Here is a 14912-nt window from a genome sequence, read left to right on the forward strand (position 1 = left end):
TTATGCCTCCTAGATGGAATAGTTCAGCTCCGGCGTAATCCGCTTCAGGAACTGCTTGGTTCTTTCTTCACGCGGATGGTTGAACACCTCGGTGGGTGTGCCTTCTTCGACAATCACGCCGCCGTCCATGAACACCACATGGTTCGCCACATCGCGGGCAAAACCCATCTCATGCGTCACCACAATCATCGTTATCCCTTCCTTGGCAATCTTGCGGATCACCGCAAGCACTTCGCCTACCAGCTCCGGGTCGAGTGCAGAGGTCGGCTCGTCGAACAGAATCACTTCCGGCTCCAGCGCCAGTGCCCGGGCTATGCCGACCCGCTGCTGCTGCCCGCCGGACAGCTGGCTTGGATAGGCATCCAGCTTGCTTCCTAAGCCGACCTTTTCCAGCAGTGCGATGCTTCTCTTCCGTGCTTCCTCCTTCGGAAGCTTCTTGACGATCAGCAGCCCTTCCATCACATTCTCCAGCGCCGTTTTGTGGCGGAACAGATTGTACTGCTGGAAGACCATGGCCGTTTTTTGCCGCAGCTGGTGAATATCCTTTTTGCGGGCATGCCGGCAGTCCAGCTTGAACTCACCGATCGAGATTTCGCCGCCGCTTGGCTTCTCCAGATAATTCACACAGCGCAGCAGGGTTGTTTTGCCGGAGCCGCTGGGGCCGAGAATGACGACAACTTCCCCTTTGGACACCTTCAGATCAATATTGTTCAGCACCTGATGGCGCCCGAAAGACTTCGATATACGTTCCAGCTTAATCATGCGACTCCACCCCGGTTATACAGATTTATCCGTTTTTCGATCAAGGCGGTGGCCCGCTCAATGAGGAAGGTCAGCCCCCAGAAGATCAGCGCCGCCGCCAGATAAGCCTCGAAGAATTTCCAGTTTGTCGAAGCTACGATTTGCGCCTGGGCATTGATATCCACGACCGATACGGTAAAAGCAAGCGTAGACCCGTGCAGCATTCCGATCACGGAATTCGACAGATTGGGCAGGCTCGCCGCCAGCGCCTGGGGGAATACGATCCGCCGGAGCGCCTGGGGAGTGCTCATCCCTATGGAATGGGCGGCTTCGATCTGACCGCGGTCCACCGCCAGCAGGCCGGAACGGACGACCTCGGACATATAGGCTCCTGCTGTAATGGAGAAAGAAATGTAGGCGAAGCCGATCATCGGAATCGACACCGAGCGGAAGCTCCAGCCGAAATATGCGCCAAGCCCGTCGATAATCATCGGCAGCCCGAAATAGATCAGCAGCAGATGCGTCAGCATCGGGGTACCGCGGATGAAGGTGACATACCCCACCGCCAGCGGATACAGGACAGGTACTTTATAAATCCGGACCAGTGCCACCACAATTCCAATCGCGAAACCGGCCAGTACCGAGACCACCGTGATATACAGCGTTGTAGGAATGGCTCCCAGAATCTGCAGGAACGCCGTCCAGATAAACGATGGGTCCAGCTTCATTACGCGCCGCCTCCTTTACCCGGTCCCATGTCCGCAATGATATGGCGGTAGGACGCTTTTTTCTGCAGGCTGAATTTCCGCTTCACCGGACTGCCCTGGTCTTCATGCCGGAGTAACCGGCGTTCCGCCACCAGCAGCAGCTTCTCGATCGTAAAGCTGATCACGAGATAGATGAGTGCAAGTGCAATATAAGTTTCAATAAAATGCTGGGTCACGCTGCCCAAAGTCTGCGCCTTACCCGTCATCTCCATCACGCCCAGCGTGAACGCAAGCGAAGTATCCTTCAGCAGCGCAATGACCAGGTTCGAGAACACCGGAATGGCAATCCCCAGCGCCTGGGGCAATACGATCCGGGTAAAAGCCTGATAAGAGGTCATTCCCGTAGCATAAGCCGCTTCCACCTGGCCTTTATCGACAGCCGTTACCGAGGCGCGGATCATCTCCGACATGAAAGCCCCCGTATGCAGCCCGTAGGTCAGAATTACGAATACCAGCACCGGCGTCCGCGTCATATCGAGATTGACCAGCTTCAGCACCTCGGGCAGACCGTAATAGAACAGGAACAATTGGATCAGAATCGGCGTTCCCCGGAAGAATGAGATGTACACCTCGGCTAAGGTCTTCAGGACCGGCACCTTGTACAGGCGGGGAAGGGCAATGATAAATCCGACAATCACACCTGCCAGCAGCGAACAGGCTACGATCAGCAGTGTTGTGCTCAGCGTAGTCAGCAGCTTAGGCAGAAAAGAGAATACAAAACTAAGATCAAACGGTGCACCCATCCTGCCCCTCCTTCTCCGCTATAACGGCAGCCTCATCATTGAACCGCGGATGTGGTGACGTCAGCCCCCAGCCACTGCGTACTTATTTTGCCCAGCGTGCCGTCTGTCTTCAGCTCTGCGACCACTCCGTCGATGGCATCCGACAGCTTCTGCGACGGGGCATCATCCTTGCGGAACACATACAGAATGTCAGCGGAGGACAGCTCAGCACCTACCGCCTGCAGCTTGCTCTGCGGATCAATAATCGGCAGTACGAAATCCGCAGCGAGCGTGGCATCCACACGGCCCGAGTCAATCTGGCTCACCGTATCGTTGGCTGCACCGTTCTGATAGACAATTTTGATCGAATCCGCGCCGTGCTCCTTGTTGTAATTCTCGAGAATTTGCGCTTGTGCGCTGGTTGCGCCTGTCAGCACCTTTTTACCTTGCAGATCGTCCAGCGTCTGGATCGAATCATTGCCTTTGGCTACAATAATGCGGTTTCTCCAGTGGGCATAAGCTTCTTTGTTAAAAGAATACTTCTGCTCCCGCTCCGGGTTCTTCTCCATAACATGGGCTACCAGATCAATCTTCTTGGTCTCCAGGCTCAGCAGCAGATTGCTGAAGTCCATCGTCTGGAATTCGAACTCATACTCCGGCAGACGGCTGTCAATTTCCTTCAATAGCTCTACATCAAACCCGGTCAGTTTGCCGTTCTCGTCAATGAAGCAGACATTCGGAAAAGCGGTGCCTGTGCCCACCACGATCTTGGTCACCTCTGCCGGTTCTGCGGCTGCAGTCGTTGCCTCCGCACTGGTCTGCGGTGCTGCTTCCGCCACATTCCCGCTGCTACTGCTGTTTGCAGCGTTATTGTTGCCGCAGCCGGCGATCACCAGCGTCAATGCCAATGCAGTTGTGAGCGAAATGGTCTTCTTCATCTCTCTATCCCCTTTAGGTTGTAGTATGGTTGAGCGGTAAGTGTCTTTCTCATCAAATACATAATGCCGTCGCCATTCTGCGCATCCAGCTCCAGAATCCGTTCATACCCCCGGCGTTCATACATGGGAACCAGCCAGGGATGCTTCTGTGCCGTAGCCAGGGTTACAGCGGGAGCACCCAGCTTGCCGTGAATAATATGCTCCTCCACCCAGTCGAGCAGCTTGCCGCCGTAACCTTTGCCGCTGCGCTCGGGATTCACTGCGAACCATTTCACAAAAGGCAGATCAGTTACCGCCTTGACCTCTCCGCTCTTCGAGAGGGTGATCGTCGCCTCCACGTTGCCGTCGATCTCCAGCACATAACACTCATTGGTGGCGATGTTATCCTGAATTAGAGCCAAATCGGCGTTTGCCGCCGGCCAGTGCAGTCCAAGCTCGCGGATCAGCTGATAGGCACGATAGGTCACATCCAGCAGCTGTTGGGCGTCCTTCTCTACGGCCTGCCGGTATACCTCGCTCATTTCATGCCCCCGTTTCTCAATTTAGATAATCCCTATCTGTTTAGTTGTGATTATATGCAATTAACTTTATCACTGCATGTAGCCATGCGCTAATAGAGTTTTTTAATACTGTTATACAAGAAGTCGATCCGGCTTACTGCGGCCCACCGCCAGTTCTAGCAGCGACTCAATGAATTCCGCATTCTCCCCGTTCAGCGAGATCAGGCTGGTCCGCAGGGAAATCCCTTCCGTCTCAGCGATATCCACCCTGATCAGCGTTCCCGCCTCCACTTCCTCCTGTACACTGAGGGCCGGAAGGAAGCAAATCCCCGCTTGCCTCAGCACGAGCTTCTTGGCTGTCTCCAGATTATCCACCTGATACACAATGTCCGGCGGCTGCTCCATGCTCTCGAATACCCGGTGCAGGCGCATCCAGTCCAGCGAGCCGCACTCGAAGAATACAAGAGTCTCCTCCCGGATCTCCTGGATAGAGGCACGGCCCTGGCGGGCCAGCGGATGACCGGCATATACATACAGCGAGATTGGATCCTCACAGAAGGGGAACGACTGAATGGCCGGATTGACCACTTTGCGGATAAAAGCGAGATCAATCTCCTTCGCCTTCAGCTTCTCAATTAATGAATCGGTGGATGAGGTCGTCAGTTTAAAGCGGATATGCGGATATTTCCGCTTCAGGTGCTGCAGGAGCTGCGGCATCAGATAATTAGAGACCGATACCGTACTGCCGATTCTTAATTCATCCGGGATCTGGCCCTTCGACTGGATCTGATGTTTGCCGTTCTGGTAGACCTGCAGAATCTGCTGCGCGTAAGGAAGGAACTGGCGGCCTTTATCCGTAAGGTTAATCTGCTTGCCCAGCCGGTCGAACACTCTGCAGTCCAGCTCCCGTTCAAGCGACTGGATGCGGGCCGTCACGGTCGGCTGGGAGATGTAGAGTACATCTGCCGCTTTGTTGAAGCTTCCGTAGTGGTTGATGTAGACAAAGGCTTCAATATTCTCGATGTTCAAGCGTAGTCCTCCTCCACAACTCTATTTAAATTAACTATTCCAATTGATTAACAAGGAATTAATGCCGTACGGGTGTATAGATTTTGTTTATATCTTAGTCACCGGCCCTTTTTTTGTCAACTGACTTATCGTGTAATATACAGCAAAAACCATTACATAGATCACAAAAACAGATAGAACTTTTCTATCTGTTAATCGGTTTTGTTAAATTCCTCTTATATTCATCGGAATTATGGATTATAATAAGCGTCACATCCCATTTCTGAACAGGAGGTACCCGATGAATCATTCAGCACAAATTGTAATCCGTGAAGCCGCAGAGGCTGACCGCGAGGCTATCGCAGGAGTTCTGCTTGAGGCTTACAGCGAATATTCAGCCGTGCTGCCCGAACCTTTTTGGGTGGAGTACCGCGACTCCATTCTTGATTCCGTCCATGGCAAGGCTCCGGTCTCGCGGATTGTAGCGGAGCTGGATGGGCAGATCATAGGCAGTGTGCTGCTGTTCACCTCTTCAGAGGCCGCTTACGGCAGACCGGAGCTCGGTATCCACACGCCGATCATCCGTCTGCTCGCTGTTTCTCCGGCTGTCCGTGGACGCGGGGTTGCCAGGCTGCTGATCAGCGAGGCCGCCAGACAATCGGTGCTGCTTGGAGCAGCCAGCCTGAATCTCCACACTTCGGACATGATGGCATCCGCAATCAGGCTGTACGAGAAGCTCGGCTTCCGGCGGGCCTATGAAACGGATATTAAGAACGGGGACACGCTGGTCAAAGGATACCGCCTGGAGCTTCCCGTCTCCGCCGGCCTGCAGACGCAACAAACCTCCACCTCCACAGCCTGAGCAGAAACGTCCCGCCGTCCTTTAGGGGACGGTAACCGTTCCAGCGGGAATATAAGGATAAAGTATGCGGGGATTGTGCTGAAAGAAACCCGCCTGCAAGATAAAACCCGAGCAGGAGTACTTAGCTGCGCTGATTGGCGGCGAGGCTGATTGGCGGCGGGGCTGATAGGCGGCGGGGCTGATAGGCGGCCGAGTTGATAGACAGCGGCGCTGACAGCCGACGGGGCTGATAGGCGACGGGGCTGATTGCGGCAGCGCTGATAGGCAGCGGCGCTGATTGGCCGCAGCGCTGATGGGCGGCCTAGCTGACAGGCGGCGGCGCTGACAGGCGCGGCGCTGATAGGTCGTAGCGCTGACAGGCAGACTTTTATTTTGGGCAGGAGCCTATAGCTCCGCCCAGGCGGGGAGGTTTAGTTTATTTTAGCCGCAGATATGTAATCGCTGATAGTAGTGGAGTCCAGTGATTATGGTGGGGATCAAATTATGATGCAAATCCGCTAATTATGATGGAAATCCGGGATATTTAAAAAATCCTGCACAAAATACAACATTATCCTCATAATCTCGGCCCTAATCCAAAATTGTTGTATAAAATACAGCATTCCTCCTCCTCTAAGCCGCTTAGCGGGAAGATTGTTGTATTTCATACAACAATCTTCCCGAACGCCCACCTATCTCCGAGTCAAAGTTGTAAAAAGTACAACAATAATGCCTATACAGTGTGAAGGTAGAATATTGGTGAGCGCTATAGTGGTAAATACGGCTAAAATAAACGCTATCCAGCGTAAGCGCCATACGGGTGAATAGCTATGAATGAACGCTATCCAGCGTGAGCGCCATACGGGTAAATAGCTATGAATAAACGCTATCCAGTGTGAGCTCCATACAGGTGAGGACGGCTATAGATAAACACTATACTGCGTAAACACCATACAGGCGTACGCCATACTGGTGTTCGCTGCTAGAGAATCCGCTTCGCCTTCGCCGCCTTCAGCCACTGCGGGAATTCATTCAACAGCTGATCATAGAGCTGCTCGTCGTTCACTTCTTCTATGCGGTCCAGATGGATGAAGTTTGCGTTATCCACCAGCCTTCCGCCCATCGTGTCGAGCTGCTTCAGTACCTCGAAATCAGAATCACCGATCCCCACAAACTGCCAGAAGATCGGCAGCGAGGAAGACGCCATAATTACTTTTTTGGTTGGCTTCACTACGCCCCCGTCATTAATAAAGATAATGAAAACCGGGGTTGTATCCTTCTCCTCGCGGGTGTATTTCCGAATCACATCCTCCATCACCGGCGGCTCATTGTTGCGTCCGAACTTATGGATTGAATCGTTGTTCATAATATGAGTGAAGACATAGCTCCCGAGATCCCGTTCCGTTACCGGCGGCAGCCTGCTGAATTCCGTATCATACACCCACACATCCAGCGAACCGTTGTCATCCAATTGACAGGCTACGGCCAGAATACGTTCCACTACTTCCTGCACGATACCGCTGGAATAGAGGTTTCTCATGGAGCCGGTGATGTCCAGCACAATTCCCACTCTGGCTTTTACATCGGTCAGCTGTTTTTTGACCAGGGTGAACCCGACAATTTTCTTGCGCAAATCTATGGATGACAGGACGTTGACATCGGCGGCCGGTGCAGTCTGCGGAAGGATGGTCTCCGACTTTTCTACATTCTCTACTTTCTCTACTTTCTCCGCCTTCTCTACTTCATCTACCTCCCCCTCCGCCTTCTCCAATACCTTCTCGATCGTCTCCGTCTTCTCCACCAGTTCGGCTGTAGCTGCTGCTTCGTTACCTGCCTCCGGTTCAACCTCAAGCCCATAGCTCTTGCAGAGCGCAGCTAATCCTCCGTTAAAACCGCTGCCGACCGCGCTGAATTTCCACTCTCCCTGATGACGGTACAGCTCCCCGGCCACCACTGCTGTCTCGTCGGACAGATCCGTTCCATAATCGAACCGGTATAATTCCTCACCGTTCTTGTGGTCCATCAGTGACAGCTGCAGTCCGGACAGCTCCTTCATCCGCAGATTCTGCTGCTCCCCCTCGTAGATCGTCAACGTCACCGCAATCCGGGCATATTGCTCCGGAATTCCGGATAATGAAATCAAGAGGCTCTCCTCGTTCTCCCCCTCTGCCGTATGACTTACCGTTCCATCCCTTGATACCGGATTACCGTAAAATATAAAATCCTCGTCCCGTTCACACCGGTTCTGCCCCGACAACAAAAAGGCTGCTGCATCCACACTGATTCCGGCATGCTCCGTATTCCAGCGCAACCGGATAGTTAGATCACGGACGCCCTTTCCCTTGGTGATATCTACTTTTTGGCCTTTTAACAGCTGCAAGTCTCTCATCTCCCCGTTATAGCAGCATATTCCAGCAGTTCATAGATAAGGCATACCATATCCGCTGCGTTTTGTACATTCTGCTGGATTGTAATTCTCTCTGCGCTCCTTTAATATGAACCTTATACATGATAGATAAGGGGCTTTACCTATGGATTTTACAGCAATAGACTTTGAAACAGCCAATTCCAGCCGCTCCAGCGCTTGCGCATTGGGGCTTGTTCAGGTTAGAAATGGTGTGGTCACCGCAGAATATGACTGGTTGATTGACCCGCGGCAGAGGTTCGACGGAATGAATATCGCGATACACGGAATTACGCCCTCAATGGTTAAAGGCAAACCTACCTTCGCAGAGCTGTGGCCCACGATTGAACCGCTGCTGCAAGGCGAGATTGTGATTGCGCATAATGCTTCCTTCGATATGAGTGTTCTGCGTTATTGCCTGGATGATTCGTTATTCAGCTATCCGGATTTCAAATATATGTGTACCTACCTGCTGGGCAAAAAAATGCTTCAGGAGCTGCCCTCCCATAAACTGAATGTAGTCTCCGAGCATTTCGGCATTAGGCTGAAGCACCATGATGCGCTGGATGATGCCAGAGCTTCGGCACTCATTCTATTGAAATTGATGGAGCAATGGCAGCAGTTCGATCCCCTCCTCTTAGCCGGCAGCCAGGGCTACCAGGCAGGCACGATGTATGCGGGCGGTTATACTGCCTTCAAGGCATCCCCCAAGAAAGCCGCCAAGAAACCGGCGGCCCCGAAGACTGCTGCAGCAAAGACGGAAATTCCCGTAAGCGCGGCTGTACCGGATCGCGGAGCTCCCCTCGTACCCACTCAGCGTCTGACTTCTTCTGCAAGTCTCCCGGCTGCAACACCGTCTGCCCCTGAAGTTCAAGCTGTACCCGTGCTGGTGAGAGGCCAGCGGGTGGATATCGGCGGTAAGCTCAGTGCTTCGAGAATTCTCATGTCTGTGGAGTGGGATTCAACGCTTTCCGCCATGGAGCCGGACACCTCTGCTTTCCTGCTTCGAGAGACAGGACGCTGCGGACAGGATCAGGATTTTGTCTTCTATGGAAACATGGAAGACCCCAGCGGTTCTGTATTCTACTCGAAGCCTGCTCCAAACGCGGGACATCTGCATCTTCAACTGGCGAAGCTGCCTGCGTCCATTACGCGGATCGCTTTGACCTTCACACTCTATGGGGAGGCTTCCGGCCAGAACCCGGGCCAGATCAATAACGCCTCCGCTTCACTAATTGATTCCCAGACGGGAACCAGGCTGGCCTCTTTTCCCTTTGGCCTGGGCTTAAACCTTGAGACGGCAGTAGTCATAGGCGAGTTCTACAGGCACAAGGACAAATGGAGATTTGTTGCCATTGGAGAGGGATTCCCGGGCGGACTCCGTGCCCTGTGTAATCATTATGGTCTTGAGGTGGAACCTCCTGAAGCTGCGGCTGAGTCTGCTGCTGAATCAGCCGCAACAATAGAAACAGCAGAAATAGTACGAACAGCCGGCAGCATTCCTCCGTCTGCCCGCAAATCATAGAATTCATGCCCCTTATGGCATGAACAAACACCCCCAAGCCGCAATGGTGGCTTGGGGGTGTTTGTTATTCTCTTATGCGTTACAGCACAGCCTCAAATTTTCATCCGGTATACTGCCTTATTCTCCAGCCCGCGGATGAACGGTGTCCATTCCTCAGTTTCCGGAGTGGTATCAAGAGCATCCTCCACCATCTGTAGCTTGGCGTCCATGGCATCTATATGATGCAAAGCGACTGCTTCTGCGGTCTGCGGCTGCACCGGACTTCCCCATTCACCCAGATTATGATGTGATAGGACCAGATGCTGCAGGGCCAATACCTTCTCCGACTCCAGATCAATGCCGGTGCGGATTGCTGCCTCTGTAATCCAGCTTGACGCCATCGATATATGCCCGATCAGCTTGCCCTGCACACTATAATCCGACACTATGCCGAATTGTGAGATCATTTCCTCCGGTTTGGCAATATCGTGGAGGATAATTCCCGCTCTCATAAGATCAGGATTCAGGAACGGGCGCTGCTTGCACAGGAAATCCCCGATCTCCAGCATCCGCACCATATGATAAGCCAGTCCGGCGAAATAAGCATGATGATGCGTTTTGGCCGCAGGATAGTGCATCAGCTTCTCTTCAACCTTGCCTACACAGAAGGATACGATCGATGCGACCTCCTGGTCGGTTATACTGGCCATTGCATTCTTAATCGTGTGGATCAGATCCACAGGACGCACAGGGGCTGAACGGATGAACTCGGTAAGCGACACGCCATCGGACTCATCCGCCAGTCTGATTTTGGTTATTTTGACCTGCAGCTTCTCCCGGTAAGTATGGGCAATCCCGCGGACCTTCACCAGGGCCATCGGGAAAAAAGTTTCTTTATCCGTTACACTTACATCCCAATATTTAGCCGACAGCTGGCCGCTGGAATCACCAAGTACAATATCAAAATAATCCTTTGGAGGAGTACCGTTTGTCTGTTTGAGCACCAGTTCCCTAAGCAGATAGAAGCCGGTGAATTCATCCTGTGGGGATAGCTGTTTAATTAATGTCATGAAGAGCCTCCTATTACTTACAGGCTTTGAACCTGCGGTGTATATTAAAGTTTAGACATTCACATCCGAAATCCCTTTAAATTACTATACGATATCCATTCTTAATTATGTCCATCCCCCCTTGCAGCCCGTTCGTGCAAAAATAAAAAAGGGATGCCCCCAACCATTTGCATGGTCGAGGACGCCCCTTTGTGGTTAGATTCAATTATTTGCCAGCTGCTTCAAGTGCTGCTTTGATAGCTTCAATAGCTTTGGCAGAGATTGCTTTCTGAGTATCATTCGTTCCGAATGCTGCAGCACGGTATCCGTACTTGTGCAGTCCTTTGCCGTTAGAAGTATTCTCGATTTCGTATTTCACGAGCAATTCGTCTTCCGTCAGGTTGTATCTTACTTTACCTTTATCATCAAGGTAGTAAACAACCATAGTTACTGGAACATTGAACTTAGTAGTAACCATTACATTTACGGATTTGTCAGCACTGGCACCGATGAAGATCCCGTCGAAATATGCGGCCTTTTCGGTTTCAACAACTTCAGCTTTACCGTAAGCTCTGTCAACGGCAGCTTTAAGTGCATTGCTGCTGCTGGTAGCGCCGGATACAGCATCTACTTGTGCTACACCTTCTCTTGTGCCTGCAGCCAGGAAGTTAGCTGTCAGCACCGGAATTGCTTTTTGAACTTCAGCGTAAGCGGCTTTACCCAGGTCTACCATGTTCATTCCTACACGGGAAAGAGCAACATTTACGATCTTGCCGTTACGCAGGGTAACGTCAGCTTTGTTTGTACCCTTGTCATAAGCGTCACCGTAAGCGGTGAACGTGCCGTCTTTATAAGTGCCTTGTACTTTGGAAGCATTGGTCAGGGCATCAGTCAGGGCTGCCTTTGCTGCAGCAGATACAGCTTCCTGGCCAGCGATATCAGCAGTGTCCACGCCGTTTGCAAGCAATCCGGCTGTCAGTTGATCCACAAGGGATTTCTGTGCATCCGTACGCTTATCGTCAGCAATAATCTTGCCGTCTGTACCGAACATGCTCAGTTTGATAGCAGTTACTTGATCGTCAGCAACATCTACCAGCAGAAGAACTTTAGACTGGTTATCCACTCCGGCAAATTTTCCGTCGAAGTATTTACCTTCTGGCGAAACCTTCAGAGCCTTCTCGAAAGCTCTTTCTACTGCCTGGTTCCAGCCGTGGCTGCTCTCAGTAGCGCCGGAAATTCCGTCTACCTTCTCATCATAATTAGCGATATAAGAACCGTTAGCAAGCAATTTAGCAGTCATAGGAGCATTAGCTTTCACTACTTCAGCATAAGCAGTTGCGCCTCTGTCAATCAGGTTAGTGCCAAGTCTGAACAATTTCACATCAACCAGCTTGCCGTTACGGATTACAACATCAGCTCTCTCAACGCCTACGCTTCTTGCTGTACCGTAGGAAGAGTAGAATCCGTCCACATAAGCGGAAGTGTTGTTGATGCTGGCATTTTGTTCAGCATCCCAGAATGCGTTGATGGCAGCTTTGGATTCAGCTTCGAAGCCGGCTACAGGCTTAGCCGCAGAACCATTGGCCAACAGCACTGGTGTAATTGCTGCAATCGCTGCAGTTTGTTCAGCAGTATAAGTCTTCTCATCTGCGAAATCTCCAGTTGCAGTCAGCGGATACAGCTTAACTGCAGTCAGCTTGTTCGCATCATAGCTTGCGAATACAGCGTATTTGGCTTCAGGGTCTACACCCATGTGGTCGCCGGCGAAATAAGTAGCATCAGCCGGTTTATCCTGCAGCGATCTTTCGAACGCTCTGTCAACCGACAATTTCCAGCCGTTGCTGGAGCGGGTTGCTCCAGATACAGCATCAACAGCTGCTGCGCCGTCTCTTGTTTTGCCGATCAGTCTGTCTTTCATCAGACCGTATGCCACCCATACGCCGCTGTAATTATCACGGGCGTTGCGGTCGATAATTTTCGGGCTGGTTCTCAGCAGCTCGATGTCGGCAATTTTGCCGTCTTTGATTGTAACTTTAGCGCCTTCAGTACCTTTGGAGTAAGCATCGCCATAGGCTACATAGACTCCGTCTTGATACACGGCTTCTTTAACAGTAACCGGTGCTGCTGTTGCAACAGGCTTAGCTGTAGCAGCTGGCTTAACTGTTGCTGCTGGTTTAGCAGATGCTTTGGCGGATGCTGCAGGTGCAGCGGTTGCTGCCGGTTTAGCAGTTGCTTTAGGTGTTGCTGCAGGCTTTGCGGTTGCTTTAGGTGTTGCTGCAGGCTTTGCGGTTGCTTTAGGTGTTGCTGCCGGTTTAGCAGTAGCTTTAGGTGTTGCTGCAGGCTTTGCAGTCGGTTTAGGAGCTGGTTTGGCAGTCGGTTTAGGAGCTGGTTTAGCAGTAGCTGCCGGAGCTTCTTCCGAAGCTGCTGAAACCGCATCCACCTTCAGGTTCAAGGCCGGTGCGTTAATCGTGTAGGCGATTGGCGCGAGCAGCAAGGCTGCGCTTACAGTCAAAGCAATTAGTTTTTTCAAATGCGTATTCTCCTTTATTATATCCCCAGTAGTATGTAGCTCTTGTAAACCGTTTTTCCCGTTCATTCCATTCCTTCTTACAAAGAGTACCCTGACTCTTCATAAGAGGTCATCCCCCCTTTCCCGTTCCTGCGCGACCCATCCCGTGTGCAAAAAAGATGCATCCATTTATACAATCTTTTAAAAGGTGAAACAATTCACATAAAAAGGTGAATAAATTCACATAAGATGATTTCAGGCTGCTATCGGTAATTTCTGGCTTGATGGTATCAAAATTGAAACACTTTTCTCTGTATATAAAATCACACACCCTATAAGAAACATCACTATTTCGCAATTAACTTCAAAACTACAATTCTTCTAACTCTCAAATTCTCCCATTTACACCGTCATATGATAATAATGTGATACAACACATAGTAACTCTGCCTCTATATGTGATATTTTTAAACGATGTCATGTTCATGGAAAGGAGCCGCTGCTGCTCATGAATCAGCCTCCCGTAGGAGTTATTCTTGCTCAGATCGGAACACCTGACGCGCCAAGCGCCAAGGCGGTTCGTCCATATCTTAAGCGCTTTTTGTCTGACCGCAGAATCATTGATTATCATCCGCTGCTCTGGCAGCCTCTGCTGCGCGGCATCATCCTTCGCACCCGGCCGCGCCGGTCTGCGAAGCTGTATCAGGAGATCTGGATGAAGGAAGGTTCCCCGCTGCTCGTCCACTCCAGGGCTCAGCAGACTGCGCTGCAGTCACTGCTTGGCAGCCGCTACCAAGTGGAATTAGGTCTTGCCTATAGTGAGCCAAGCATGCAGCAAGCCTTCCGCAAGCTGGAGGCTGCAGGTATTACACGGATCATTGTACTGCCGCTGTTCCCGCAGTATTCCTCGACCACAACTGCGTCGGTCTATGAAGCTGCAAGCTATGCCGCACTGGGGCGGCATAGCCGCTCAGGGCAGGTCTCCAAACGTTTCGTGCCGGCTCTGCGCTTCATAGAAGCCTATCATGATGCGCCGGACTATATCTCGGCGATGAAGTCGCTGCTGCTCCGGAAGCTTGGCGAGCTGGACGAAGAACCGGATTACTATATTCTGTCCTTCCATGGAATTCCCCGCCGTTATGCCGAGACTGGGGATCCGTATCCGCAGCAATGCCATGAGACCGGCCGCCTGCTTGCAGAGGCTATGAATTGGGCACCGGAACGCTGGCAGATTTCCTTCCAATCCCGCTTCGGACCCGAGAAATGGGTCGGCCCTTCTACTGCTGATACGCTCAAAGAGCTCAGCGGACGCGGAATCCGGAGGCCTATGATTTTCTCCCCGGGGCTTGTAACCGACTGCCTGGAAACGCTGCATGAGCTGGCTGTAGAAGGCCGGGAACTCTTCGCTTCAGGCGGTGGAACAGCTGAGAATTTAACTGTCGCCCCCTGCTTGAATGACCACCCGGAATGGATAGACTTCCTCGCCCGGATGGTGAACCGCACAGCGTTAGGCTGGTTCCCAGCTGCAGAAGCTGCGGAATCATCCACTCCGGAGACGTTCATTACCTAAGAGGAAGCGGCTATGCCGTCCTTTGAGGGAAGGCTTCCGTTCCAGCGGGAAATATAAGGATAAAGTATGGCGTAAACATACTTCCTTCTATATTTAAAGAAAAAACCACCCTAACGGGTGAATCAAGCCGGAGCTTATGCGGCCTGTGCAAGTTTATACGGCTAGAGCAGCTTATGCAGATTAAGCGCCGCTTCGCATTACTCCATTCAGACTACCTCTTGGACAGCATCCGGCGGATTCAGAGGCACTTATGCTCCTCATTTCCTCCTTTGGGCAGCATCCGGCGGAGTCAGGGGCACTTTTGCTCCTCATTTCTTCCTTTGGGCAGCATCCGGTGGAATCAGAGGGATTTATCCCTT

The 14912-nt window shown here is 51.8% G+C and carries 12 protein-coding genes; 3 read left to right on the forward strand and 9 right to left on the reverse strand.

Going from position 1 to position 14912, the window contains the following annotated elements; genetic code table 11:
* Positions 1 to 9: 9 nt before the first annotated feature.
* The 6 genes from NYE33_RS32445 to NYE33_RS32470 form a co-directional block, all read right to left on the reverse strand.
* Positions 10 to 762 carry an amino acid ABC transporter ATP-binding protein gene (locus NYE33_RS32445; RefSeq protein ID WP_039301123.1) on the reverse strand — a complete coding sequence of 251 codons (753 nt, stop codon included), beginning with the start codon at positions 760 to 762 and terminating at the stop codon, positions 10 to 12.
* On the reverse strand, positions 759 to 1469 hold the full coding sequence (locus tag NYE33_RS32450; protein WP_171716848.1) for an amino acid ABC transporter permease: 711 nt from the start codon (positions 1467 to 1469) through the stop codon (positions 759 to 761). Before NYE33_RS32450 ends, NYE33_RS32445 begins: the two co-directional genes overlap by 4 nt.
* The gene (locus tag NYE33_RS32455; protein WP_039301115.1) at positions 1469 to 2251 is read right to left on the reverse strand and encodes an amino acid ABC transporter permease; all 783 of its coding nucleotides are present in this window, start codon (positions 2249 to 2251) and stop codon (positions 1469 to 1471) included. The genes NYE33_RS32450 and NYE33_RS32455 overlap by 1 nt, the downstream gene beginning before the upstream one ends.
* 35 nt (positions 2252 to 2286) lie before the next feature.
* Positions 2287 to 3168, reverse strand: coding sequence for a transporter substrate-binding domain-containing protein (locus tag NYE33_RS32460; RefSeq protein ID WP_341069441.1), 882 nt, complete (start codon positions 3166 to 3168; stop codon positions 2287 to 2289).
* Entirely contained in the window at positions 3165 to 3689 is a 525-nt protein-coding gene (locus NYE33_RS32465) for a GNAT family N-acetyltransferase (RefSeq protein ID WP_042134532.1), read from the reverse strand. Before NYE33_RS32465 ends, NYE33_RS32460 begins: the two co-directional genes overlap by 4 nt.
* Positions 3690 to 3800: 111 nt before the next feature.
* Entirely contained in the window at positions 3801 to 4697 is an 897-nt protein-coding gene (locus NYE33_RS32470; RefSeq protein ID WP_042134531.1) for a LysR family transcriptional regulator, read from the reverse strand.
* 280 nt (positions 4698 to 4977) lie between these two features.
* On the opposite strand from NYE33_RS32470, the gene NYE33_RS32475 reads away from it, so the two are divergent.
* Positions 4978 to 5538 carry a GNAT family N-acetyltransferase gene (locus tag NYE33_RS32475; RefSeq protein WP_042134530.1) on the forward strand — a complete coding sequence of 187 codons (561 nt, stop codon included), beginning with the start codon at positions 4978 to 4980 and terminating at the stop codon, positions 5536 to 5538.
* Positions 5539 to 6499: 961 nt separating this feature from the next.
* On the opposite strand, the gene NYE33_RS32480 is transcribed toward NYE33_RS32475, so the two are convergent.
* Positions 6500 to 7906, reverse strand: a complete 1407-nt coding sequence (locus NYE33_RS32480; protein ID WP_081969869.1) for a VWA domain-containing protein — start codon at positions 7904 to 7906, stop codon at positions 6500 to 6502.
* A 142-nt stretch (positions 7907 to 8048) separates the two neighbouring features.
* Between NYE33_RS32480 and NYE33_RS32485 the strand changes: the two genes are divergently transcribed.
* Positions 8049 to 9446, forward strand: coding sequence for a TerD family protein (locus NYE33_RS32485; RefSeq protein ID WP_081969868.1), 1398 nt, complete (start codon positions 8049 to 8051; stop codon positions 9444 to 9446).
* Positions 9447 to 9538: 92 nt separating this feature from the next.
* Here the strand turns inward: NYE33_RS32485 and NYE33_RS32490 are convergent, their stop codons facing one another.
* Together NYE33_RS32490 and NYE33_RS32495 are read right to left on the reverse strand one after the other, a co-directional pair.
* Positions 9539 to 10495, reverse strand: coding sequence for a 3'-5' exoribonuclease YhaM family protein (locus NYE33_RS32490; protein ID WP_039301406.1), 957 nt, complete (start codon positions 10493 to 10495; stop codon positions 9539 to 9541).
* Between the two features lie 205 nt (positions 10496 to 10700).
* On the reverse strand, positions 10701 to 13004 hold the full coding sequence (locus NYE33_RS32495; protein WP_340947487.1) for an FMN-binding protein: 2304 nt from the start codon (positions 13002 to 13004) through the stop codon (positions 10701 to 10703).
* 487 nt (positions 13005 to 13491) lie between these two features.
* On the opposite strand from NYE33_RS32495, the gene hemH reads away from it, so the two are divergent.
* Positions 13492 to 14553 carry a ferrochelatase gene (gene hemH, locus NYE33_RS32500; protein ID WP_042134527.1) on the forward strand — a complete coding sequence of 354 codons (1062 nt, stop codon included), beginning with the start codon at positions 13492 to 13494 and terminating at the stop codon, positions 14551 to 14553.
* Positions 14554 to 14912 lie beyond the last annotated feature (359 nt).

Source organism: Paenibacillus sp. FSL R10-2199 (assembly GCF_038000235.1).
In the GTDB taxonomy this organism is placed as follows: Bacteria; Bacillota; Bacilli; order Paenibacillales; family Paenibacillaceae; genus Paenibacillus_AQ; species Paenibacillus_AQ phytohabitans.